This is a genomic window from Tundrisphaera lichenicola (assembly GCF_051175385.1).
In the GTDB taxonomy this organism is placed as follows: domain Bacteria; phylum Planctomycetota; class Planctomycetia; order Isosphaerales; family Isosphaeraceae; genus Tundrisphaera; species Tundrisphaera lichenicola.
This window is the reverse complement of sequence record NZ_CP195106.1, coordinates 4,697,409-4,720,501: the sequence shown is the minus strand read 5'-3', so window position 1 is coordinate 4,720,501 and position 23,093 is coordinate 4,697,409. Positions and strand designations below refer to the sequence as shown.

At 65.2% G+C, this 23,093-nt stretch carries 21 protein-coding genes; 17 read left to right on the top strand and 4 right to left on the bottom strand.

Annotated elements, in window-relative coordinates:
• Positions 1 to 421: 421 nt before the first annotated feature.
• On the top strand, positions 422 to 1,573 hold the full coding sequence (locus tag P12x_RS18565; protein ID WP_435011687.1) for a M20 family metallopeptidase: 1,152 nt from the start codon (positions 422 to 424) through the stop codon (positions 1,571 to 1,573).
• Between the two features lie 81 nt (positions 1,574 to 1,654).
• Here P12x_RS18565 and P12x_RS18560 read toward each other — a convergent pair whose 3' ends face one another.
• The gene (locus P12x_RS18560; protein ID WP_435006027.1) at positions 1,655 to 1,993 is read right to left on the bottom strand and encodes a hypothetical protein; all 339 of its coding nucleotides are present in this window, start codon (positions 1,991 to 1,993) and stop codon (positions 1,655 to 1,657) included.
• A gap of 183 nt (positions 1,994 to 2,176) precedes the next feature.
• Here P12x_RS18560 and P12x_RS18555 point away from each other — a divergent pair, with 183 nt between their 5' ends.
• Positions 2,177 to 3,337 carry a M28 family metallopeptidase gene (locus tag P12x_RS18555; RefSeq protein ID WP_435006024.1) on the top strand — a complete coding sequence of 387 codons (1,161 nt, stop codon included), beginning with the start codon at positions 2,177 to 2,179 and terminating at the stop codon, positions 3,335 to 3,337.
• Between the two features lie 21 nt (positions 3,338 to 3,358).
• Here P12x_RS18555 and P12x_RS18550 read toward each other — a convergent pair whose 3' ends face one another.
• On the bottom strand, positions 3,359 to 5,251 hold the full coding sequence (locus P12x_RS18550; RefSeq protein ID WP_435006023.1) for a biopolymer transporter Tol: 1,893 nt from the start codon (positions 5,249 to 5,251) through the stop codon (positions 3,359 to 3,361).
• A gap of 546 nt (positions 5,252 to 5,797) precedes the next feature.
• Between P12x_RS18550 and P12x_RS18545 the strand changes: the two genes are divergently transcribed.
• The 15 genes from P12x_RS18545 to P12x_RS18475 all read left to right on the top strand — a co-directional run bounded on the left by P12x_RS18545 (position 5,798) and on the right by P12x_RS18475 (position 20,487).
• Positions 5,798 to 6,346: a 3-hydroxyacyl-ACP dehydratase FabZ family protein gene (locus tag P12x_RS18545; RefSeq protein WP_435006022.1), complete on the top strand. Its 549-nt coding sequence runs from the start codon at positions 5,798 to 5,800 to the stop codon at positions 6,344 to 6,346.
• Between the two features lie 282 nt (positions 6,347 to 6,628).
• Positions 6,629 to 7,015, top strand: coding sequence for an acyl carrier protein (locus tag P12x_RS18540; RefSeq protein WP_435006019.1), 387 nt, complete (start codon positions 6,629 to 6,631; stop codon positions 7,013 to 7,015).
• Between the two features lie 133 nt (positions 7,016 to 7,148).
• Positions 7,149 to 7,697, top strand: coding sequence for a 3-hydroxyacyl-ACP dehydratase FabZ family protein (locus tag P12x_RS18535; protein WP_435006016.1), 549 nt, complete (start codon positions 7,149 to 7,151; stop codon positions 7,695 to 7,697).
• A 68-nt stretch (positions 7,698 to 7,765) separates the two neighbouring features.
• Positions 7,766 to 9,103, top strand: coding sequence for a beta-ketoacyl-[acyl-carrier-protein] synthase family protein (locus tag P12x_RS18530; protein ID WP_435006013.1), 1,338 nt, complete (start codon positions 7,766 to 7,768; stop codon positions 9,101 to 9,103).
• 92 nt (positions 9,104 to 9,195) lie between these two features.
• Positions 9,196 to 10,482: a beta-ketoacyl-ACP synthase II gene (fabF, locus tag P12x_RS18525; protein ID WP_435006011.1), complete on the top strand. Its 1,287-nt coding sequence runs from the start codon at positions 9,196 to 9,198 to the stop codon at positions 10,480 to 10,482.
• A gap of 102 nt (positions 10,483 to 10,584) precedes the next feature.
• A complete protein-coding gene (locus tag P12x_RS18520; RefSeq protein ID WP_435006009.1) occupies positions 10,585 to 11,646 on the top strand; it encodes an alpha/beta hydrolase in 1,062 nt (353 codons plus the stop codon).
• A gap of 123 nt (positions 11,647 to 11,769) precedes the next feature.
• Positions 11,770 to 12,015: a hypothetical protein gene (locus P12x_RS18515; protein ID WP_435006007.1), complete on the top strand. Its 246-nt coding sequence runs from the start codon at positions 11,770 to 11,772 to the stop codon at positions 12,013 to 12,015.
• Positions 12,012 to 12,971, top strand: a complete 960-nt coding sequence (locus P12x_RS18510) for an ISAzo13 family transposase (RefSeq protein WP_435011652.1) — start codon at positions 12,012 to 12,014, stop codon at positions 12,969 to 12,971. Before P12x_RS18515 ends, P12x_RS18510 begins: the two co-directional genes overlap by 4 nt.
• A gap of 160 nt (positions 12,972 to 13,131) precedes the next feature.
• Complete coding sequence (locus P12x_RS18505; RefSeq protein ID WP_435006005.1) at positions 13,132 to 14,835, top strand: GH3 auxin-responsive promoter family protein; 1,704 nt, start codon at positions 13,132 to 13,134, stop codon at positions 14,833 to 14,835.
• Positions 14,836 to 14,955: 120 nt separating this feature from the next.
• Positions 14,956 to 16,104 (top strand): DUF1571 domain-containing protein, encoded by a 1,149-nt coding sequence (locus P12x_RS18500; RefSeq protein ID WP_435006003.1) that lies wholly within the window; start codon positions 14,956 to 14,958, stop codon positions 16,102 to 16,104.
• A 213-nt stretch (positions 16,105 to 16,317) separates the two neighbouring features.
• Entirely contained in the window at positions 16,318 to 16,698 is a 381-nt protein-coding gene (locus tag P12x_RS18495; RefSeq protein ID WP_435006002.1) for a response regulator, read from the top strand.
• A gap of 10 nt (positions 16,699 to 16,708) precedes the next feature.
• A complete protein-coding gene (locus P12x_RS18490; protein ID WP_435006000.1) occupies positions 16,709 to 18,019 on the top strand; it encodes a nickel/cobalt transporter in 1,311 nt (436 codons plus the stop codon).
• A 123-nt stretch (positions 18,020 to 18,142) separates the two neighbouring features.
• Positions 18,143 to 19,330 carry a dipeptide epimerase gene (locus P12x_RS18485; protein WP_435005999.1) on the top strand — a complete coding sequence of 396 codons (1,188 nt, stop codon included), beginning with the start codon at positions 18,143 to 18,145 and terminating at the stop codon, positions 19,328 to 19,330.
• Positions 19,323 to 20,174 (top strand): alpha/beta fold hydrolase, encoded by an 852-nt coding sequence (locus P12x_RS18480; RefSeq protein ID WP_435005997.1) that lies wholly within the window; start codon positions 19,323 to 19,325, stop codon positions 20,172 to 20,174. The genes P12x_RS18485 and P12x_RS18480 overlap by 8 nt, the downstream gene beginning before the upstream one ends.
• Positions 20,175 to 20,268: 94 nt before the next feature.
• Positions 20,269 to 20,487 carry a hypothetical protein gene (locus tag P12x_RS18475; RefSeq protein ID WP_435005996.1) on the top strand — a complete coding sequence of 73 codons (219 nt, stop codon included), beginning with the start codon at positions 20,269 to 20,271 and terminating at the stop codon, positions 20,485 to 20,487.
• 41 nt (positions 20,488 to 20,528) lie between these two features.
• On the opposite strand, the gene P12x_RS18470 is transcribed toward P12x_RS18475, so the two are convergent.
• The gene (locus P12x_RS18470) at positions 20,529 to 21,959 is read right to left on the bottom strand and encodes a hypothetical protein (RefSeq protein WP_435005994.1); all 1,431 of its coding nucleotides are present in this window, start codon (positions 21,957 to 21,959) and stop codon (positions 20,529 to 20,531) included.
• Between the two features lie 54 nt (positions 21,960 to 22,013).
• Positions 22,014 to 23,087 (bottom strand): hypothetical protein, encoded by a 1,074-nt coding sequence (locus P12x_RS18465; RefSeq protein ID WP_435005991.1) that lies wholly within the window; start codon positions 23,085 to 23,087, stop codon positions 22,014 to 22,016.
• Positions 23,088 to 23,093: the final 6 nt, after the last annotated feature.

Below are 23,093 nucleotides of genomic sequence, written 5' to 3'. Positions count from 1 at the left end.
CCGGACGACCGTACGGACCCCCATGAGGTATCGTCGATTCTATGGTCGGCGGGTAACTCGACAAGAGGAATTATCGCGCTTTCCTCGTCGGCATGACCGACCCCACCTCCAGCGATTGGTGTGCCAAGTTCCGAAGCTTCACGGCTTCCCGAAAATTGGGCTCGGCGAGGCCCCTCTCGGAGATCGGAGCGAGGCTTCTCGCCCGACGACGCCGACTCTGGACGGTTCGCGCCGGCCCTTCGAGAATGCTTCAACCCTGCTCCAATCCGCGACCTCAATGGGATGAGCTGGGCTACCTCCCGACGACTCCCTCACGAGCGAGGATCGCGTCCCGGTGGCCTCGGGGCTCCGCGAAAGTTAGAATCGATCAGAATCGACGATCATTCCGCAACTCCCCACGGGAGCCAATCCTTTGGACGCCGTGACCCGCCTGCTTTCGGACCTCGTCGCCATCCCCAGCGTGAACCCGATGGGACGGGGGCTCTCCGGGTCCGAGTTCCTGGAAGGGGGCGTCTCGGATTACCTGGAGGGCTGGTTCGCCGGACTCAAGGTGGATTTCGAGCGTCAGGTGGTCTCGCCGGGCCGCGACAACCTGATCGCCCGGTACGACGCCCCGAGTTCGCGCCGGACGATCCTTTTCGACGCCCATCAGGATACCGTCCCAGTCGACGGGATGACCATCGCCCCGTTCTCCCCCGAACTTCGCGAGGGCCGCCTCTATGGCCGGGGGGCCTGCGACATCAAGGGGGGGATGGCCGCGATGCTGACGGCCTTCGCCCGCCTGGTCCGCGAGCGGCCCGCCGGCTCGGCCTCGGTCGTGATGGCCTGCACTGTCGACGAGGAGTTCACCCACACCGGATCTTCGAAGCTCGCCAGCACCAACCTCGGGGCCGACCTGGCGATCGTGGCGGAGCCGACGCTCCTGAACATCGTCGACCGGCACAAGGGGGCGGTCCGCTGGAAGATCCGGACGAAAGGGGTGGCCTGCCATTCCTCGACGCCCGAGCTGGGCGAGAATGCTATCTACAAGATGGCGGGCGTGATCCGCGCGCTGGCGGACTATGCCGGGGCGCTGGGCCGATCGACCCCCGACCCGGTCCTGGGTCCGCCAAGCCTCTCGGTCGGCCGGATCGAGGGGGGGACCAGCGTCAACGTGGTCCCCGACTGGTGCGAGATCGACATCGACCGGCGGGTCATCCCCGGCGAACGACCGCTCGATTGCATCGGCCGGGTCCGGTCCTTCCTCACCGAGCAGTTGGGCGAACTCTCGGGGATCGAATTCCTCCCGCCCTGGGTGACCATGCCCCCGCTGATCCCGGGGCGAGCCGAGTCCTCGCTCCCAGCCCTGAAGCGAGCGATCGAACGAATCGGCGGGCGGACGCCCGACGTGATGGGCGTCCCGTACGGGACCGACGGCGGGCCGCTCGGCGACTCGGGGCTCCCCTGCGTGGTCTTCGGTCCCGGCGATATCGCCCAGGCCCACACCAAGGACGAGTGGGTCGAATTGGAGCAGGTCCGGATGGCCTCCGAGATTTACTTCGAGATGGCCCGAGAGCTGGGCTCGGCCGGTTGATGACCCACCTTCGAAATCGACCGGGCCCGGCGAATTCGCCGGGCCCTGGGATGCCGCTCGGAGGGTGATCTCGACCTGACGTCAGAAGACGTCCAGAATATAGTGGTGACCCTGGTAGAACTTCCGCTTGTACCAGGGATGGTGAGCCTCGGCATACTTGTGAATGCCGGCCTTGCGGGTCCCGCCGTAGTAGTTCCGGTAGAACGGTCCCTGGATCTGCGGGACGATCCGCTGCTCCTTGGGATAGACGTACCAGCCGTCGTAGAGCGACTTGTATTCGTGGCCGCTGCCGGGGGTCTGGGGCGGCGTGTACGGCCAATGCATATAATCGGACCAATCCTGGGCCGACGCGGACAGCCCCGACAGCCCGATCAGGGCGGTCGAAAGGACCAGGGTCTTGAGCAGCGAGCCTCGCGACATGACCAACCTCCGTGTAGGGACGCCTTTCCCGAACGACGGGAATCATGACACGCGAAAGTCCATGATGACGGATCGCGAGCGATTTTTTTCCGGGATCGAGGTCGGGTTCTCGGGAGTGCGCCGGGTGGTCCGGTCGCGACTCCTGGCCGGGCCACACGGAGGACGGCCGGTTCGGCCGGGACCATGATGATTCGACGGATCGGATGCCTCGGATGGTTTTTCGCGATCGTCTGGTCCGGCCCCGTGCTCGCCCAGGAGCCCGACCTGGGGCGGCTCCGGGCCCACGTCGAGCGGCTGGCCTCTCGCGAGTTCGCAGGTCGTCGCGAGGAAGGGGCCGCCAAGACTCGGGCCTACCTGATCGATGAGTTTCGGCGACTCGGCCTCGATCCCCTCTTCGAAGGGTCGTACACCCAGGACGTGACGGGGCAGGGGACCGGCGAGGTCCTCGGAGTGAACGTCGGGGCCAGGCTCGCGGGATCGGACCCCAGGCTTTCCGATCGCTGGGTGATCCTCGGGGCCCATTACGACCACCTCGGGACCAGGGGTGAGGCCTATTATCCCGGGGCCGACGACAACGCGTCCGGGGTGGCGATGATGCTCGAAGTCGCCCGCTCGATCGTCGAGTCCCCTCAAAAACCCCGGCGAGGCATCCTGTTCGTCGGCTTCGATCTGGAGGAACGCGGGCCAAAGGGGGAGTTCGGACTCCGAGGCTCGCAGTTCTTCGCCCGCCATCCACCCGTCCCGCTCGATCGCGTGTCCCTGTTCCTCACCGCCGACATGATCGGCCGGTCGCTCGGCGGTGTCTGCGATTCGTCGGTCTTCGTCCTAGGCTCCGAGCACGAGCCCGAGGTCCGGCCCTGGATTGCCGAGTCATCGAAAGATCGACCGATCGACGTCGGCCTGCTCGGCTCGGACATGCTCGTGATCGACCGGAGCGACTACGGCCCGTTCCGGTCGAGGAAGATCCCCTACCTCTTCTTCACCACCGGCGAAAACCCGGTCTACCACACGATCGCCGACCTTCCCGAGACGATCGACTATCCCAAGCTCGAAGCGATCAGCCGGCTGATCCACGGAGTCGTCCGCGAGGCCGCCCGCTCCGACATCGAACCGATCTGGCACGAAACCCCGGATTACCCGATCGACGAGGCCCTGGCCGTTCGATTGGTCCTCCGGACACTCTTGGAACACCGAGAGGACCTGAAGATCGGCCTCTATCAGGTGAACCTGATGAAACAAACGATCCGGACCATCGATCAGATCGCCGATCGGGGCTCGATGAGCCCGGAAGAGCGGACGCGGATCGCGCGGACCGCCCAGATTATCCTTTTCACCGTCTTCTGACCGGCGGGATCCAAGCCCCACTCATCGAGGGATTCCCGCGGGGAATTCGCGAGGAATCGGGATCCGAGGCTGGTTTCCGCCGGGATTGAAACCGCCGGGGAGATTCGGGGCGTCCCTCCCCGGTGGGTCGCGGAAGATCTGGTTGAGATTCAACTCCGGGGCATCGAACGGGCTCATCGGGCGCGGGGCATCGGGATTGAAGTGAGGCTCCAGGGGCTCGTCATGGAGTATCGCCCGGATCACCAGGGCTCTCGTTTCCAGGTACTCGGGCCATCCCTGAAAAGAATCCAATTCGGGCGATAGAGCGTAGCCGGCCCCGGTGGCTTCAATCCTGAGGGAAGGCTTGCGTTCCCGATCCTTCAGATAGGCGATCGTCCGACCCGCTTGCTCGACGCGTCCCTGGGCCAGGTAGATCTGGGCTCGGACGCCCAGGAGCCGGAATCTCCGCTCCGGGGTCGCAGCCTGTCCCTCCAGGGCTTCGAGTGATTTGAGCGCGGCGGAGTAGTCCTCCTGGAGATAGTCGAAGAAGAGGCGAGCCTCGTCGAGGATCTCCCGAAGCTCGGCGGAGGCCGCTGGAGCATCCTCCGGCCGGTTGCAGAGCGGGCGTCCCATTCGACCGATGCGTCGGAGCCGGAATGTCGGCTCGGAGTTCCCCTCGAACTCTCCCAGGACCGGCAGTAGCGTGGGTCGCTCGATCCGCCTGGCGGAGGGATTGCTCGGCTCCAATGAAGCGGGCGGGAGATTGGCGAGAATCAGCCGGGCTGCCTGGACCAGCGTGGCGATCCATTCGACCCGGGACTCGTCATCGGGTGCGATCAAGCGAGACCGGAGGTCGGGGCTCTCCAGGTCGCAGAGGGCCGGGGCCGAGAGACGGTCGATCGGCCCGACACGCGCGGCCAGGATCCGCCCGTCGGGCGAGAGCGAGAGCGACCCCATGGGGACGCCATGGTCCAGGAGCGAGAATTTCTTGTAGACCGATCCTTCGCGAGGTCGAAACCAGGTCACCTGATTGGGCTGACCTTCCACGACTCCCGAGCAGAACAGGTTCTCCCCTTCACGGTCCAGCGCCACCGAGAAACCTTCGGACGACCGATCGCGATCGAGGATCAGCTCGTCGATCGCCGGGAACTTGACCGATTCGACGAGCCCGCCGTCCACTCGGACCCGGAGCATCCGAGCCTGATCACCCTGGACGTTCACCTCGCCCGCGATCGGGAGCCGGGCCAGAACCAGGACCGACAGCCCGTCGCGAGTCCAGGCCGGGGCCTGACCGGCATGTCCAACCTCGACTAATGGTCGGGATTGCCCGAGAGCCGAGTCGATGCAATGGAGGGTGTCGCTCGTCCCCCGGACGTAGAAGGCCAGGCGTCCTCCATCGGGCGACCAGGAGGGGAGGAAGGCGTCGGGGATCGAGTTGACCTGCCGGCCGTTGTCGGCCCGGATGATCGCCAGGCCATCGGGCCCGAGTTGCGGGACCGCCAGATATCGCCCGTCGGGGCTCCAGGCGATCGCCTGCCCGGGCAAGGAAGCCGCCCCGCCTCCTCCTTGAGGGGTGGGCAAGGCTCGGCTGAAGATCACCCTCCGCCGGGTCGGTCCCTCGAGGATGACCACCTCCAGTCGGCCCGGCCCCTTCTCCTCGGGGACCACCCGACCGAACGCCAGCGCACGCCCATCGGGACTCCAGCCGGGTGCCGTCAACGGCCCGATCGATTCCTCGAGCAAGACCGAACGGTCCGTGTCGGGCCGGGTCGCCCACAGCCTGTAGCCGGTCGGAGCCGACCCGGGGATCGGACCAGACGTCGGCCGGGTCGCCCCGCCCGGGGACTCGAACAACCAACCGGGCTTCAGGATCGAGCCGATCGGACGGACCTCGACCGAATAGGCCAGCCAGGTCCCGTCCGGAGACCAGGGCATGGGAGCGTGCAAACATCCGACGATCGAGAGGGACGTTGCTAGCGTGAGGGCCGATCGTAAGAAATGCCTCATCGGGTGGGTCGTCCCTCTGGGGTCAGGCCGTCGGGCACGGCGCAGTCACTTCCGCGTGGCCCTTTTAGTATAGGAGGGCCGATTTCCGTTGCCTACGCTCATCGACCAGAAATCCACGCAAGCCCTCAGCATCTTCCGGCCGGATTTCCTATCGTCTACCCGGCGAGACGACCGATCTCCTACCGAACCTGGCGGGACTCTCTTGACCGAGCAAGCCAGTCGACTGGGTTCTTTGTGATTTTTAGGCAAACTCGATCGGTTGATTTGACCCTGACGACCTGGGTTGTAGACTCTGTTCAGGAGCGGCCGAGACGTCTCCCAATCGTTGATTGACACTCGGGTCGATTCCCTTGCCAAGTCCGATATGTATCGCTACAATGCCAAACTTGGCATGGGATTGCGGAAAACCGAAGTCATCGACGTGACCTCGGTTCTCGACACTCGGGTTTCTCGTCAGCCGTTCCGGGGACCTCCATGAGATTTGTCCTTGTTGATCGGATCACTGAGCTCCAGCCGGGCCAGTCGCTCGTGGCCGTCAAGAATCTATCCCTGGCCGAAGAATACCTGGCGGACCATTTCCCGGGCTTCCCGGTGATGCCAGGTGTCTTGATGCTCGAGGCCCTCACCCAGGCCGGAGCCTGGCTGGTCCGCGACATGGAAGACTTCGCACATAGCGTGGTGGTCTTGAAGAAGGCCAAGATGATCAAATACGGGAGCTTCGTGGAGCCCGGCCGTCAACTCCAGCTCAAGGTGACGCTGGTCTCCCACGACGATCGGGAAGCGAGCTTCAAAGGGGAAGGGACCTGCGACGGTCAGGTGATGGTCAAGGGACAGTTCACGCTGACCCGATACAATCTCCGAGACCGAGACCCGGCCCTTCATACCACCGATGCTTCGATCGTCGCCGGCCTCCGCGACCTCTATGCCACGCTCAGGAAGGGTTCCGTGGGAGCCCGGGCGGTCGTACGCGACACCCGGCCCGTGGAAGCCGATGGGGTCCTGGTAGAGCCTTCCGGGGGTTGACAGTGCGGGTCGGACGGGTTGACGGGATTGCGTGAGACTTGATGATGATGTTGCAAGCTTCGAGGAAATACATCAAGATGACCTCCGTAATTCCGGAACGCTGGCTGACCGCAACTGCCCCACCCCCAACGAGACTGCACCCGCTTGCCTCGTCCCGACCGTTATTGAAGTCGATCCCCACGAATCGCCGACGATGATCAAGCCAGGCCGCGCCTGCGGCGGGTGGAGGGTGGTCCCCATCGTGGGATTCGGATTGGTGTTCCCGTCTATCTCGAGGATGACATGCCGACGCACGACGAGATCTATCAGAAAGTCCAAGCCACCCTGGTCGACGCCCTCGGCGTGGACGAGGAGGATGTCACCCGCGACGCCACCCTGCAGGGCGACCTGGGAGCCGAGTCGATCGACTTCCTGGATATCGTGTTCCGGCTCGAACGGAACTTCGGCATCAAGATCCCGCGGGGCGAGCTCTTCCCCGAAAACGTCGTCACCGACCCTGGGATGATCGAGGACGGCAAGCTCACGGCCAAGGGGCTGGACGAGCTGAAGGCCCGGATGCCGTATGCCGACCTGACCGAATTCGCCTCCGACCCGGACGTCGAAAAGATGGGCGATCTGTACACCGTGGACATGCTCGTTCATTACGTCTCGAGCAAGCTCGCGGCCTGAATCTTCGGCCCGCGGGGCGGGACGGTCGCCGGACCCCGCCCTGACTGGCTTCGTGCCCATACTCTGGACCTCCGTACGGATCGCGTGCCGGGAACGAGCCGCGATCTCGCCTCTCTTCGCGGATGCTCTACTCATGCGTTGGATCTGGATCGATAAATTCCTGGAATTTCGCAGCGGCCAGTTCGCTCGTGCGATCAAGAATCTGACGCTGGCGGAAGAGCATTTGCACGATCATTATCCCGGATACCCCGTGATGCCCGCCTCGCTCATCATCGAGGGACTCGCCCAGACGGGCGGGATCCTGGTCGGCGAGGCCGGTGGGTTCGTCGAGAAGGTCGTGCTGGCCAAGATACCCCGTGCCGAATTCTTCGGTGTCGCGTGTGCCGGGGACCAGCTCGTCTACGAAGTGACCCTAACCGACCTCCGCGCCGAAGGGGCGATGGTCGAGGCCAAGGCCTTCCTCGACGGCGAACTCCTGGCGGACGTCGAGATCTTCTTCGCTCATCTCGATAACTCGCGAGCCAACCAGATCTTCGGCCCGAAGAACTTCGTCTTCACCCAGCAGCTCCTGGGCGTGTTGCACCTGGCCCAGGCCCAGGCCAACTCGAAGCAGACGCAAGCCCTGGACGGGTCGCCCTCGGCGAACGTCAATGGTCACGAAGCAACCCCGGAAATCGGCTGAGCCCCACCCGACCTCCGAACCCGTAAGCGTACCCACGATCGACCTCGGAGGAGTCTGACGAGTAAGCCATGCCCCGTACCGAACGACGAGTGGTCATCACCGGATTGGGCCTCGTCACGCCGCTGGGCATCGGGGCCGACCCGCTCTGGGCTTCGCTGAACGGCGGCCGAGGAGCGGTCGACACCGTGCGAGCCTTCCCGGTCGACGGCCTGCCCAACAATCTGGGCGGTGAAGTGCCCGACTTCGACGACAAGGCGATGAAAGCCCTGGCGATCCCCCGCCTCAAGAAGTCGATCGGCAAGAGCCTGAAATACATGGCCCGAGACATCCAGCTCTCGGTGGCCGGGGCCCAACTGGCGATGGTCGACGCCGGCCTCGCCGATGGCGGAGTCGACCCGACCCGGATCGGCGTCGACCTCGGAGCCGGCCTGATCTCGACCGAACTGGATGAATTGGCGCCGGCCATCGACGCGGGTTACCAGTCGAACGGGACCTTCGACTACAACGCCTATGCTCGCGAGGGAATCGCCAAGATCACGCCGATCTGGCTCCTGAAGTACCTCCCGAACATGCTGGCCTGTCACATCTCGATCCTGCTCGACTGCCAGGGCCCGAGCAACACGATCACGGAGGCCGAGGCCGCCTCCAATGTGGCCATCGGCGAGGCGACGCGGATCATCTCGCGAGGCCGGGCCGACGTGATGATCACCGGCGGGGCCGACTCCAAGATCCACCCGCTGAGCATGGTCCGGATGAGCCTCCTGGATCAGATGTCGCGCTGGAGAGGCAACCCGTCCGGGGCCTGCCGACCTTTCGACGTCGCCCGGGATGGCTGGGTCCCCGGCGAAGGGGCGGGCATCCTGATCCTGGAAGAACGAGAGCACGCCCTGGCCCGTGGGGCCAAGATCTACGGCGAGATCCTCGGCTCCGGCTCGGGCTGCGACGCCAGCCCCGTCGGGGGCCTCGACCCCGAAGGGGTGGGCACTGAGATCGCCATCAGATCGGCGCTCCGCGACGCCGGAATGACCCCCGATCAGCTCGGGCACCTCAACGCCCACGGGGCGGCGAGCGTGGTCTCCGACCTGGCCGAAGCCCGGGCAATCGGGCGGGTCTTCGGCGAGGGTTCGGGGCAGGGGGGGGTGCCGGTCACCGCCCTCAAGGGTTACATGGGCAACATCGTCTCGGGATGCGGGGCGGTCGAGCTGATCTCCAGCCTCCTGGGCGTCAATCGCGGCCTCATCCCCGCGACGTTGAACTGTGACGATCCCGATCCCGCGCTCGGACCGATCGACGTGGTCCGCGGCGAGGCTCGGGCCACGGACAACCCGACCTTCCTGAACACCAACTTGACCCGTCACGGGCAGGCTGCGGCCGTGGTCGTCCGGGGCAATCCGGGAATCGTCTGATCGGGCGACCCGCCTGAACCGGCGGGGTTGCTTCTCTTGCTATCTTTAGAATTGTCTCGCCGTTGGATCCGCAAATCGAGAGGATCGGTCTCATGCAGCGCCGAGTCGTCGTGACGGGGATGGGGATGGTCACCCCGGTCGGTCGCGACCTGGAATCGACCTGGTCCTCTCTCCAGGAAGGCAAAAGCGGCGTCGGGCCGATCTCCCTCTTCAACGCCTCCAGCTTCCCGACCCAGATCGCGGCCGAGGCCCAGGGGTTCGACCTGGCCGATTATGTCTCCGACGCCGAACGCTGGCGAGAGCATTGCCGGAACACCCAGTTCGCCATCGCCGCCGGCCGGATGGCGATGGATCACTCGGGCCTGGAATCGGCCAAGGGATTGGACCGAAGTCGGTTCGGCGTCTATCTCGGATCGGGAGAGGGGCAGCAGGACTTCCCCCGATTCGTGAAGCTGGTCCACTCCTCCTCGCGTGATGGTCGGGTGGATACCTCGAACTTCACCCGCCAGGGCGTGAGGGAACTCCATCCGATCCACGAAGCCGAGCAGGAGCCCGGGACACCCGCCGGCCACCTGGCCGGGATCTTCGGCGCCCGGGGGCCGAATGCCAACTGCCTGACGGCCTGCGCCGCCAGTTCGCAGGCGATCGGAGAGGCCACCGAGATCATCCGTCGAGGCGATGCGGACGTGATGCTCTCGGGCGGGACTCACAGCATGATCCACCCCTTCGGCGTCACGGGATTCAATCTTCTGACCGCCCTCTCGACCCGGAACGACGAGCCGACCCGGGCCAGCCGCCCCTTTGATCGCGACCGCGACGGGTTTATCCTGGGCGAAGGGGCGGGCATGGTCATCCTGGAAGAGCTCGAGCACGCCAAGGCCCGAGGGGCGACCATCTTCGGCGAGGTCGCCGGTTACGGCTCGACCGCCGACGCGTTCCGCTTGACGGATACCCACGACGAAGGCCGGGGGGCGATCGCTTGCATCCGAGAGGCGTTGGCCGACGCCGAGATCGACCCCTCGGGGATCGATTACATCAATGCACACGGGACCAGCACCTCGGTCAATGACTCGATCGAGACGCTGGCCATCAAGCGGAGCTTCGGCGATCTGGCTTACAAGGTCCCGGTCTCCAGCACCAAGAGCATGATGGGCCACCTGATCGCTGCGGCGGGGAGTGTCGAGGCGATTGTTTGCCTGCTCACGATCCGAGACGGCATTGTCCCCCCAACCATCAATCTCGATAACCCCGGCGACGACTGTGACCTCGATTACGTGCCCCACGAGGCCCGGAAGCGTAAAGTTGACTATGCCCTCTCCAACAGCTTCGGCTTCGGGGGCCAGAACATTGCCTTGATTCTCCGCCGGTTCGCCGGCTGACCCGTCCTCGCCCCAACCCACCCGCCCCAACGGCCGGCGTTACGCTCGATCGAAGCGACACCCAAGAAACAGCAACCCAGGCGACGTCACCGGAGCCCACTCGTGTCCAGCCCCGCCACCCTCGTCCTCCTCGGCTCGACCTTCGCGGTGATCGCTGGGCTGGCCGGGTTCCTGATCTATATCCTCATCCGGTACATGCCGAAGGTCGTCAGGATCTTCGAGGAGAAGCCGATCTTCCTGCCGCTTCGCGTCCCACCGACGCAGGATGGCGAGAACGTCCGGTTTCGAACCCGTGACGGCCTCCACCTGGCCGGAACTTATTTGAAAGCCAGGACCTCGACCCGTGCGGGAGTCGTGGTCTTCTGCCACGAATACCTGAGCGACCGATGGAGCGCCAAGCCCTACGTCGATCACCTCCGGGACCAGGGCTTCGACCTCTTCAGCTTCGACTTCCGGAACCATGGTGAGAGCCCGAGCGACCCCGAGTACAAGCCGCTCCAGTGGGTGACCGAACATGAGGTCTTCGACCTTCAGGCAGCCTTGAGCTACCTTCGGAGTCGCCCGGACGCCGATCCGGCCGGTGTCGGACTCTTCGGAGTCAGTCGTGGTGGCGGGACGGCCCTTTGCGTGGCCAGCCGCGACCCTCAGGTCTGGGGGGTCGTCACCGATGGGGCCTTCCCGACTCGCGGGACGATGCTCTCGTATATCCTCCGGTGGGCCGAGATTTACGTCGGCAATCCGGTCTTCTGGAAAGCGATGCCTGTCTGGATCTTCGAGTTCCTCGGCTGGTCCGCCCGGCTCCGGACCCAGATGAAACTCCACTGCCGCTACTCCGACGTCGAGCGGGCTGTCGCACGGCTAGCCCCTCGCCCTTGGCTGGCGATCCACGGGCAGAAGGACGGCTATATCGGGGTCGACATCGCCAAAGCCCTGTTCGAGAGGGCTGGAGATCCCAAGGAACTCTGGATCGTGGCCGGGGCGAAGCACAACCGTTGCCGCGAGAAAGATCCGGCGACTTACCTGGATCGAGTCTCGGCGTTCGTCCGCAAGTCGGCACCGAGGGCCCTCCCCGCTGAAGTCGCGGCTCCGAGTTCGGAATCGGCCATCGGACCGTTCGAGGAGATGCCGCTCCGGAGCGAAATGGGGATCGCTGTCGTGAGCTGAATCGGATGATGAAAGGGGGGCTCGCCGCCCCTTAGGACCACCGATTCGATAACTTCCCGATACGCCTTCGGCATCGTATAACCGTAGCCAGGACGATCACGACCTCGCAACGGACGCCCAGCCATGACGTACAGCCCCGAGATCGAGCATTCGATGCGGATGTTCCACGACTCGCTCTCGGAGAAGGACCGCAGGCGATATGCGGCCATCGAGGCCGCCAAGCTCGGCCATGGGGGCACCGAATATATCGCCACGCTTCTGGGCTGCGATCCCAAGACGATCCGCCAGGGCCAACAGGACCTGGATCGACTCCCTGACGGGCTCGGCGATCGGGTTCGTAAAAAAGGGGCGGCCCGAAGCCGTGCATAGGCTCCATCCCGCTCCTGGAGGAGAACTTCCTCCGGGTGCTCCGGGATCGCACGGCCGGTGACCCGATGCGGCAGGGGGTCCGCTGGACCGACCTGAACTATGAGCAGATCGCCGGCCACCTGGCCGAGGCGGGCACCCCAGTCAGCGTGCCGGTGGTCAAGCAACTGCTCAAGAAGCACGGCTACGTCACCCGCAAGGCCCAGAAGGCCAGGGCGATGGGCGGGCATCCCGACCGCAACCAGCAGTTCGAGAACATCGCCCGGCTGAAGGGGGAGTATCTCGGGACCGACAACCCGATCGTGAGCATCGACACCAAGAAGAAGGAGTTGATCGGCAATTTCTACCGGGCCGGGCACCTCCTGACCCAAGGGGTCATTGGGACGTTCGACCATGACTTCCCCAGCTTCGCCGAGGGTGTGGTCATCCCCCACGGGCTGTACGACGTGAAGGAGAACGACGGCCATGTGAACCTGGGGACCAGCCACGACACGGGCGAGTTCGCCTGCGACAGCATCGAGCGGTGGTGGGAGGGCCAGGGCCGAGCCCGCTATCCCCGTGCGACCTCGATCTTGCTGCTGTGCGACGGCGGCGGCAGCAACAGTGCGAGCCAGTACCTGTTCAAGGAGGACCTCCAGGGTCTGGTCGATCGGCTCGGCATCGAGATCCGTGTGGCGCACTACCCGCCGTACTGCTCGAAATACAACCCGATCGAGCATCGGCTGTTCCCGCACCTGACCCGAGCCTGCCAGGGCGTGATCTTCGAGAGCGTGGGTTTGGTGAAGGAGTTGATGGAGAAGGCGAGCACGAGCACGGGGCTGCGGGTGACGGTGGACATCCTGGAGAAGGTGTACCAGACGGGGCGGAAGTATGCGGCAGGGTTCAAGGAGGACATGAAGATCGTGTTCGACGAGATCCTGCCGAAGTGGAACTACAGGGCGGTCCCGAGCGAATCATGACTTCGGGAAGTTATCGAATCGGCGATCCTTAATCCTTGCAATTGACAGGCTTGCGAGCCTGGGCTAGATTCCAGCCGATTCGCCCTGACGGATCCGGGGCGAATCCCAGAGGATCGGGCCGATTCTCGGCCCGCGCGACCCGAAGGATGGGTGACTCTCTATGTTCAATCGCACCCGCAAGCTGATCGGCCTGCCTCTTCTCCAGCGATCGAGGCGGCAGGCTCGCGGGTTTCTCGCCCAGTGTCAGGACGCCGGTCAGGTTCAGCGCGACCTCCTCCTGAAGCGGATCGCCCGCCATGCCGACAGCCAGTTCGGCCGCGACCATCACTTCGGCGAGATCAAGTCGCCCGAGGACTACCGACGTCAGGTCCCGGTCTCCGGCTACGATCGCCACGAACCCTACATCGATCGGGTCCGCCAGGGAGAGACCGGGGCCCTCTTCGGCGAGGGGACCAAGGTCCTGATGTTCGCCCTGACCTCCGGGACGACCAACCGACCCAAGACGATCCCGGTCACCGACCAGTCGCTCCGCGACTACCGGGACGGGTGGACGATCTGGGGCATCCAGGCCTTCGACGCCCACCCGCACATGCTCCACTGCGGGATGATGGCGATCCTCCAACTGGCCAGCGACTGGCGGGAGAGCTTCACCCCGGCCGGAATCCCTTGCGGGGCGATCACCGGCCTGACGGCCCAGATGCAGAGCCCACTGGTCCGGGTCACCTATTGCATGCCCCCCTCGGCCTCCAAGATCAAGGACGTCGAGTCGAAATATTACCTGGCCCTCCGGCTCTCGGCTTACCGGGACCTCGGCGCCACGATCGCCGCCAATCCCAGCACCATCCTGGCCATCGCCCGGCTCGGCGATCGCGAGAAGGCGACCCTGATCCGCGACATCGCCGACGGGACCATCGACCCCAAGTGGCAGATCCCCGACGAGGTCCGGCAGGCCGTCAAGATCCGGACCCGGTGGAAACGGAAGGGGACGGCCCGGCGGCTCGAATCCCTAGTCGAGCAGACGGGACGACTCCTGCCCAAAGATTACTGGCCCAACCTGCAACTCCTGGCCAACTGGACCGGCGGGACGATGGGCGACTATCTCCGAGGGTATCCCGAGTACTTCGGCGATCGAGCCGTCCGGGATGTCGGCCTGATCGCCTCCGAAGGACGGTTCTCGATCCCGATCACCGACGGGACCCCGGCCGGTGTCCTGGATATCGCCCGCCACTACTTCGAGTTCATCCCCGAGGACCAGGAAGGTCGCGAGAATCCCGAGACCGTCGAGGCCGTCGACCTGATCGAGGGGCAACGCTACTTCCTCGTCCCCAGCACCTCGGGTGGCCTCTATCGCTACATGATCCACGATCTGATCCGCTGCGTCGGCTTCGAGGGGAAGGCCCCGCTGGTCGAGTTCCTCAACAAGGGGGCGCACTTCTCCAGCCTGACCGGCGAGAAGCTCTCCGAGTACCAGGTGGTCGCCGCCGTCAACGCCGCCCAGCGGAACTTGGGGCTCAAGCTCAACGCGTTCCTCCTCCTCCCAAGCTGGGGCGATCCCCCTTATTACAATCTACTCGTCGAGGAGAGTGACCTGCCCTCGGGGTTCTCCGCCGACCGCCTCGCGGACGAGTCCGAGAGGCAGCTCAAGCTCGCCAATCTGGAATACGAGAACAAGCGCGAGACCCTCCGACTCGGCCCGATCCGGCCATTCCTCATACCCGCCGGATCCTGGTCCGATTTCCAGCGTCGACGGCTATCGAAAAGCGGCGGGACCGTCGAACAATACAAGCAGCCGTGCCTCCTGTCCGACCTGAAGGCGATCGACTCGTTCCGGCCCCAAGGCCCGCGAGTCTCGGCCCACGCCTGAGGGAGGCATCCGATCCGCAGCCCATCTGCCGATCGGATCCGGCTTGCCCTGGACGCCGATTCGTGATAAACGAACCGGACCGAACGACTCAACCATCCCCACCGAGGGGGAGACCTTTCCATGGATCGAGCGATGGATCGCGCCTCGAAGTCGTTCGTCCGATGGTCCCGGATCGGCCTGGTGCTGACCCTGACCACGGTCGAATTCGGCTGCTCTCAACTGGAATCGTTTCGGAAGTCGGAGCCCCCGGCCCAACTCGGGATCCAGCGGACGAGCCGCGACATCTATGCCAATGTCCATCAGGGCCGAACGCCGACCCCTGAAGCCCTGCCGCTCCCGGACGGGCTCCCGATGGGCAGCCCAATGCTGGCCGAAGGGTCGGAAGTGGGCATGGCGATCCGACCCGTCCCGGCCACCGGACCCGCGACCGGCGTGGATCTCCAGCCTCCGATGACGATCGGAACGGCCATCGACCCATCGACCACCTCGGCCTCGACCGGAGTGCCGAACGCCGCGCTACTGCTGGCCTCGACGGCCCCGCCTGCCGCGCCGGCACCTCCGAAGCCGAACCCGGATCATCTGGTGGCCGAGGCTCGATCCGTCCTCAATCAGCTCGGATCGTATCAGGTCTTGATGCATCGCCAGGAGCGGGTCAACGGCACGCTCCAGCCGGAAGAGGACGTGGTCCTGGCCGTTCGTCGCGAACCACTGGCGATCCGGCTGAGCTGGCCAACCGGACCGCACAAGGGTCGCGAAGTCCTATACCGGGCCGATGAACCGGGCGGGCTGATGCACGTAAACATGGCGGATTCGCCCTTGCCGATCCCCCGACTCTCGATCGCGCCCGATAGCCCGATGGTCCTGAAGAACAGCCGACATCCGGTCACCGAGGCGGGTTTCGAGTCCGTGGTCGCCGGCCTCGAAGACCCTTCGAAGCTTGCCCCGGGAAGCTCCGAATTGTCGTATAAAGGGCTGGAGACGCCTCCCCCGCTCGACCACCCCCACCACGCCTTGATCCGGACCAGTCCGACGGGTGAGGTCGCCCGGGTCTATCTGGACCCGAAGACCCATCTGCCCGCGATGTTCGCCGTGGACGGGCCGAAGGGCGAATTGATCGAGCGTTATGTCTTTCGCGACGTGATTCCCAACCCGCCCGAACTGGCCGCCGCCGAGGCCTTCGATCCCAATGCCCGATGGGGGCCCTCGCGAGGTCTCTTCGGGAGAGTGGCCCGAGGGTCCGACAACTCCGACCCCGCTCCGCCTCGATGACTGCCATTCTGGCGATTGTCCGGGCAGGCGATCGCAGCCTTCATTGCAATTCCGCAGATGTCTCTCAATTCGCAATCGCCTACCGACAAAGCGCTTGAGCCATTTCCCGCGGTCTAAGTCTCGGGAGTTCCTTGACGTTGGCTCGCAAGTTGCTCAACAATCAAATGTTCCACCGAGGTGACTCCCTCCGCTCTATCATCAAACTGGTCGGTCATGACCCTGGATCCTCCCTACTCGATACTGGTCACCGATGACGATCCCGCCTCGCGGGAGACGTTTCGTGAGATCTTCGAGCCGGTCGGCTTCCGGACCTTCCTCGCCGAGAGCGGCGAGGAAGCGATCGACATCGTCCACCGGCACGAAGTCCACCTGGCCCTGATGGACATGCATCTTCCCAAACTCTCTGGCTTAGAGACGATGGCCATCGTCCGTCAGATCAAGGGAATGTTGCCGATGATCCTGATCTCGGCCGATCAGGACGAAGGACTCATGCGTCGAGCCCTCTCGGCCCAGGCTTACAGCGTCCTTTCGAAGCCGGTCAGCCGAAGCCTGGTGATCTACATCGTGCGACGGGCCCTCGAAAAGTTCTATTGAGCCCAGGACGATGACCCGGTCCTTCGCGGCGTACCTGATCCTCGCCGTCGTCGGATCGACCGCGATGGCCCACGACATCCCCGATGCTCGGGTCGATCGCTCGATCCAGGCTACCCTCTCTCCGGGTCGTCTCCGGGTCGATTACGAGGTCGGACTCGCCGAGTTGACCCTCGCGCAGGATCTCCGACGGCTCGTGGGCGAGCTACCGGGGACCGACCGTCGAGGATGGTTCGAGGCGTACGGTCGGGAAGTTGCCCCGCTCAACGCGAGAGGGCTGATCGTCCTGGTTGACGGCGAACCCGCGGACCTGAAGCCGCTCGGCTTCGACCTGGCGATCGAGGGACATCCTCGATACACCTTCCACTTCTCGGCGGACGTTCCCGAGCGCGGCAAGCTCTTCCTGAACGACACGAATTACGAGGCGAGCCTGGGGACCAGCCGACTCGCACTCCGGCCGATCGATGGGGTCGAGGTACGAGGCGACGCGTTGCCGGCCGAGGTGTCCCAAATCCCGATCCGACCGGTCTGGCAACTGACCGATGAAGAGGAGACCCGGACCCATCGGTTGAAGGTCGAGTATGAATCGACACGACGACCTGCTCCGACGGTTGCCGTTGTCCCTTCACCGAGACCAACCCCTGCTGCACCTCCGGAAAGTGGACTCTCCCGGCTTCTGGACGACGAACCGGGGCGAGCCTGGCCGGGGCTGATCCTGGCCGCGATCTTACTGGGTGCCGCGCATGCGATCCAGCCGGGGCACGGCAAGACCCTGGTGGCAGCCTCGTCGATCGGCCCTGGCGGCGGTCCGCTCCGGGGGGCCTTCCTCGGCCTGGCGACGGCGACGGCCCACCTTTCGAGCGTCGCCCTGATCGCCTGGGTGGTCTGGGTGACCCGATCGACCCGGCTCGGCGAGATCCATCTGACCCTGGCCCGTCTCGCCGGGTTCACGATCGCGACGATCGGACTCTGGAGGGTCGGGCGGCACCTCGGAGGATTTGGAGAGCACGAGCCCATCGAGGCGCCGGGCAAACTCGGGTTCCGGAGCATCCTGGCCCTCGGACTGGCCGGGGGCATCGTCCCTTGTTGGGACGCGGTCGCCCTCGTCGTCCTGTCGGGGGCAATCGGCCGGCTCGGGCTGGGCCTGGTCCTCCTGGCGGCGTTCAGCCTGGGCTTGGGCGGTGTCCTGGTCATCGTCGGGGCGGCGGCCAGCCGCTTCCAAAAGATCTTCGAGCGGTCGGAAGGTCGATCCACCTGGGAACACCGACTCGGGGTGCTCGGCGGCCTGATCCTGGCGGGGATCGGGATCTCGCTCCTCCGATGATTCCACCGGATCGAAGTCCTCGCCTACCCATCGGCCGGTCCATGGCGCAGAATGGATCGCCACCGGAAGCGTGACGGGCCGCATCGGTCCCGGATCGAGCAGGGCGGAAGGATCTCGAATCGGATGACGGTCCCGCGATCGATCGACCTCTACCACGTCCTCGTCCCCTTGAAGAAACCGATCCGGCACGCCTCGTTCGCGCGGACCGATTCGGATAATTTCGTAGTCCGCGTGACCTTGAGCGACGGGACCCAGGGATTCGGCGAAGGAGTCCCTCGTTCCTACGTGACCGGAGAGACGATCGAGTCGGCGTTCGCCAGCCTCGAAGGCCTCGACCTTCCACGCCTGATCGGCCACCCGGCCGATTTCGGGGAGGTCGTCCGTCGACTCGCGGAGTTGACCTTGCCCGAAACCGAGTCCGACCCGCGCGGTATGGCCGGGAACTCGGCACGGTGCGCCCTGGAATTAGCCTTGCTGGACGCCTATGGTCGGAAGTTCGGAGTGTCGGTCGGCCAGGCCGTCCGCATGGTGGAGATGCGGCCCGAGTGGCTTACAACTCGACCCGAGCCGGTCCGCTATAGCGGGGCGATCACCGCCGAGAGCCCGAAGGGGGAGAAGATCTCGGCCTGGAAGATGCGGATCTATGGGTTCCATCAGGTCAAGGTGAAGGTCGGGGTCGAAGGGCAGGACGACCCGGCCCGCCTGGCCCGAATCCGGCGGAGCCTCGGCCCGAGGAAGGATATCCGGATCGACGCCAACGAGGCCTGGTCGGCCGACGAAGTCCTGTCTCGGGTCGAACCCCTCCGGCCCGCCTTACCGTCGGTCCTGGAGCAACCGGTACCCCACGCGCAGGTCGAAGCCCTGGCCGAGATTCGCCCGAAGCTGGGGCACCTCCGAATCATGCTCGACGAGTCGCTCTGCGGCTATCCCGACGCCCTCCACGCGGTGGAGCACCGGACGACCGACCTGTTCAATGTCCGACTCTCGAAGTGTGGCGGGATACTCCCTTCTCTCCGGATCATGGCGCTGGCCCATCGGTCGGGCTTGGGAATTCAGCTCGGCTGCCATCCCGGCGAGACCGGCCTGCTCTCGGCCGCGGGTCGGCAAGTCGCCAGCAATGTCCGGGGCCTGGCGTATGTCGAGGGGTCGTATGACCGGCACGTCCTCGCGGCCAACCTGATCCTCGAAGATATCACGTTCGGATACGGAGGCCGGGCGAGGCCGCTCCCGGGGGCTGGACTGGGAGTGACTGTCGATCCCGAGGCACTCAGGCGGATGACCGTCAGACATCGTGAGGTCCGCCATGATTGAGCCCCGGATCGCAACCTGGAAGGCTTCCGACGGATATCCGATCCATGCGGCCACCTGGCCCACCCTCGAGGCCCCGAAGGGGCGGGTGGTCATCCTCCACGGAGTCCAGAGCCACGGAGGCTGGTATCACCGGCTGGGCCGGACCCTCGCCGAGAATGGATTCGAGGCCCACTTCCCCGATCGTCGAGGTTCGGGAGCCAATCGCCTGGACCGGGGCCATACCCCCTCGACCGGCCGGCTCCTGCTCGACGTGTCCGAGTACCTGACCGAGCTTCGCGAGCGGGAGCCGTCCGCATCGCTGGCGCTAGCCGGGATCAGTTGGGGGGGCAAGCTCGCGGTGGCGACGGCGGCCAGGCAGCCGGGACTGGTCGATGCCCTGGCCCTGATATGCCCCGGACTACATCCCAGAGTCGGTGTCTCCCGGAAGGAACGCTGGCAAATCGCCCTGGCGAACTTCGTCCATCCCCGAAAGACGTTCCCGATTCCCTTGAGCGATCCCGCCCTATTCACCAGCAGCCACGAGGGCCAAACCTTCATCGCCGACGACCCGCTCGGCCTCCGGGCGGCCACGGCCCGACTCCTCGCGGCCAGCGCGATCATCGATTGGCTGGTCAAGAAGGCCCCGTCGAAGATCCAACAGCCCGCCTTGCTGATGCTCGCGGGGCAAGATCGGATCGTCGACAACCAGAGGACCCTGGCCTATTTTGAAGGGCTTGCGTCGGAGAATCGCGAGGTCATCGATTATCCCGAGGGCCACCATACCCTGGAATTCGACCCCGACCCCTCCCTCTACGCACTCGACCTGATCCGATGGCTGGAACGGGCCTCGCCCTCGCCGTCCTGACGAAATCCGAACCCTCCGCGAAGGACCGGTGTCCTTCCCGATCAAGCCAATCCCGAAGGCTGGACCCGATCCGACATCAACCAGGACCTTGACGATGGATCGCGAGAAGCGCGAGATTCGCCAGCTCAAGCGCGACATCAAACGGGCCGGGGTCAAGCGTGCCCGGCTGGAACTCAAAAGGGGACTCGCCGACGACCCCGAGCAAGCCCACGAGGCCCGGATCGACTTCGGCCGACGGGCCTCGGCCCCGATGAACGGGCTGGATCATGACTCGACCCGGAAGCGAGCCGAACGCAAGACGGACGAGGGTTGAGGGACGAGAACCGATCGAGTCGATCGTCCCTTCATCGTCGATCATTTCTTGCCGATCGGCTCCAACTCGGTCTTCTTGGCCCGGAACGCGGCATCGAGAAGTCGGTCGGTCGTCCCGGCACCGAATCCCTCAACCACCGCCACGTCCTGGCCCCTTCGCTCGACGGCGAAGTTGGATTCGTCGCGATTCCGGCGGATCGCGTCGGGGAATTCCCGGGGGACCTTCGCCCCCTCGCCCAGCTTGGTCGTCTGGAACCGGGCGTACTGACGGGCGAATTCGCGGGCGTCGTCCTCGGTATCCCAGGTGGTCAGCCAGACCAGACCGAGCTTCTCTTCGGGACCTTCGAAGACGGCGAAGCAATCGCCATCCCAACCGGCCGCCACGGGCTTTCCGCCGTGTCGCCGAAAGAGGACGGCAATCTGCATCTCGCCGACCACGTTCCGACCCACCTCGGTCCATCCCTCGCCCGCGTCGAGCTTTCCGAGATCGACCTCGGTCGGAGGGTCGGGCTGGGCCCGATATTTCTCGGGGTGGAGGATCTGCTCGGTCGACTGGGGGGGATGCTCGTAGGCTTCGTCCAGGGCCTTCCAGCCGCCGTCGTTCGTCAGCCGGGCACAGAAGACCATCCCTCGAAGGTAAGGGAAGATCAGGCTTTCCGAGAGGATCGGCGGAGCCTCTCGGAGCGCGGCCCCGCTGGCGAAGGGCATCAAGGGGATCAGGAAGCTGAAGATCCGATCGAGGTCGGCCGATGGGAACGCCTTGACCTGAGAACCATCCCAGTCGTCCATCCCGGCGCCGATCATGGCAAGCGTAGCTTCTCCTTCGATCAGCGAGGATAGGGCCAGGCTCTTGTCGTCATTCCCCTTGGCGGCTCCTTGCATCTTGGCGAGGTCATAGTTCTGATCGGCCAGGGCGTGGGTCAGCTCGTGGGCGATGACCGTCTTGTTCTCGTCCTTGTCGAAGCCCCCCTTCTTGATCCCCAGGAGCGACTCCAGGAAGCTCGGCTTCTTGGGCTCGACGGCCGGCTCCTTGATCAGGTGCATGGTCTTGGTCCGGGGATCGTAGAAGGCGGCAATCTCCTCGGAGTAGACCTTGACCATCACGTCCTTCCAGTTCAGGTCGCGAGGGATCAGGCCGAGGGCCTTGTAGCCCAGTTCGCCGGTCTTGAACTCGGCGGGGGTCATGTCCTCGTCGATTTCCCGGATCAGGAAGGCCCGGAGATCCTCGCGGTTGGTCACGTCTCGCTTGACCTCGGACTTGAACCGGAGGTGGCGGAGGCCCGGGAGGAGTTGCTCGAAGGCGAGCTTGTAGCGGAGGACGGCCTCGGTCGTCTCCTTCTCGTCGGCCAGCTTGTCCCCCTCGGCCAGGAGTTCCTTGCCTCGGTCGACGCTGGCCGGGAGATCATCCGCGACGGCCCGGGTCCCGCCCGGGATCAGGAGCATCGACAAGGCCAGGGCGATCGCGATCCGCATGGGTGAGGCCTCGATGAAGTGGGAATCGTCTGGATGCGTCGAGAGGATGCCATCTTAGCGGAGCGGCCGGATCGCCGAGACCGATCGGGACGGCGAGGCGACTCGATTGGGAGGATAGCCCAGCAAGAGGATCGCGGCCCGGACCATCACTTCCTCGGGGGTCCTTGGGCCTCCCCGAGTGGCCCGGCTCTCGAATCGACCCTGAATATCGATCAGGTCGTGGAGGATCACCGGTTCGGAGAACCCGAGCGAGCGAAGCAGGTTGATCCTCACGGCCCGGGTTGCCCCGGCTGCCGGGCCTTTGAGGAGCCGGGTCGCCTCGGAAAGGAGCGCGGGGTCGACCTCCATCCCATATTTCTTGCAGAGGGCATCGATCTCGGGGCCGGCGCGTTCCCGGGACTTCCGGCAAATCGCCCGGAGTTCCGCGTGGAATCGACCTCGATCCGCTTCGGCCTTCCTCTTGACCTCGGCGACCCGCTGTTGTCTGAGTCGGCGGGCCTCTTTCGGGTCGACGGGAAGGATCGACGGATCGACCTCTTCGGGCAAGGCCGGCTCGACCTCGGGCCTGGGCTCCTCCAGGGGGGCCGGTGGGCCGCCCGTCGGATTCAAGGATTCGTCGACGGGAGGATCGGGGACGCGATCGAGTGCTTCGAGGGCCTGAGGATCGAAGCCCACGCCCCTCTCATCAATCGAAGGGGCCGCGACCGGTTCGGTGGGCGGGGGGACCTCCTCGGGGAAGATCTCGGGCGGAGCCACCTCGGCCGGGGCCGGTTCGGTGACGGCAGCGGCCGGCTCGACGGGGGCCGGCTCCGAAGTCGCGGCAACGGCTGGCGCCTCGACCGCCGGCTCGATGTCCTTCGACGGTGCTGGCGAAAGATCGACCAGCGGGACGACCGCGATGGGACCCTCGAGTGCCGAGTTCCTCTGCGGAGTCCTGGGGGGGGCGAGTTTATGATAGAGCATCAGCGAACCGACCGCCGAGAGGGCGATCATCGGCGGGATCAGCATCCAGGGGACGCCTCGGCTCCGGTACTGGATCACGACCCGAACGGGAGGCTCGACGACGAGGGGCTCCTCGGTCGGGTCGCCGATCTCGATCATCCCGCCGTCGATCTGATCGTCTTCCATCGGTGA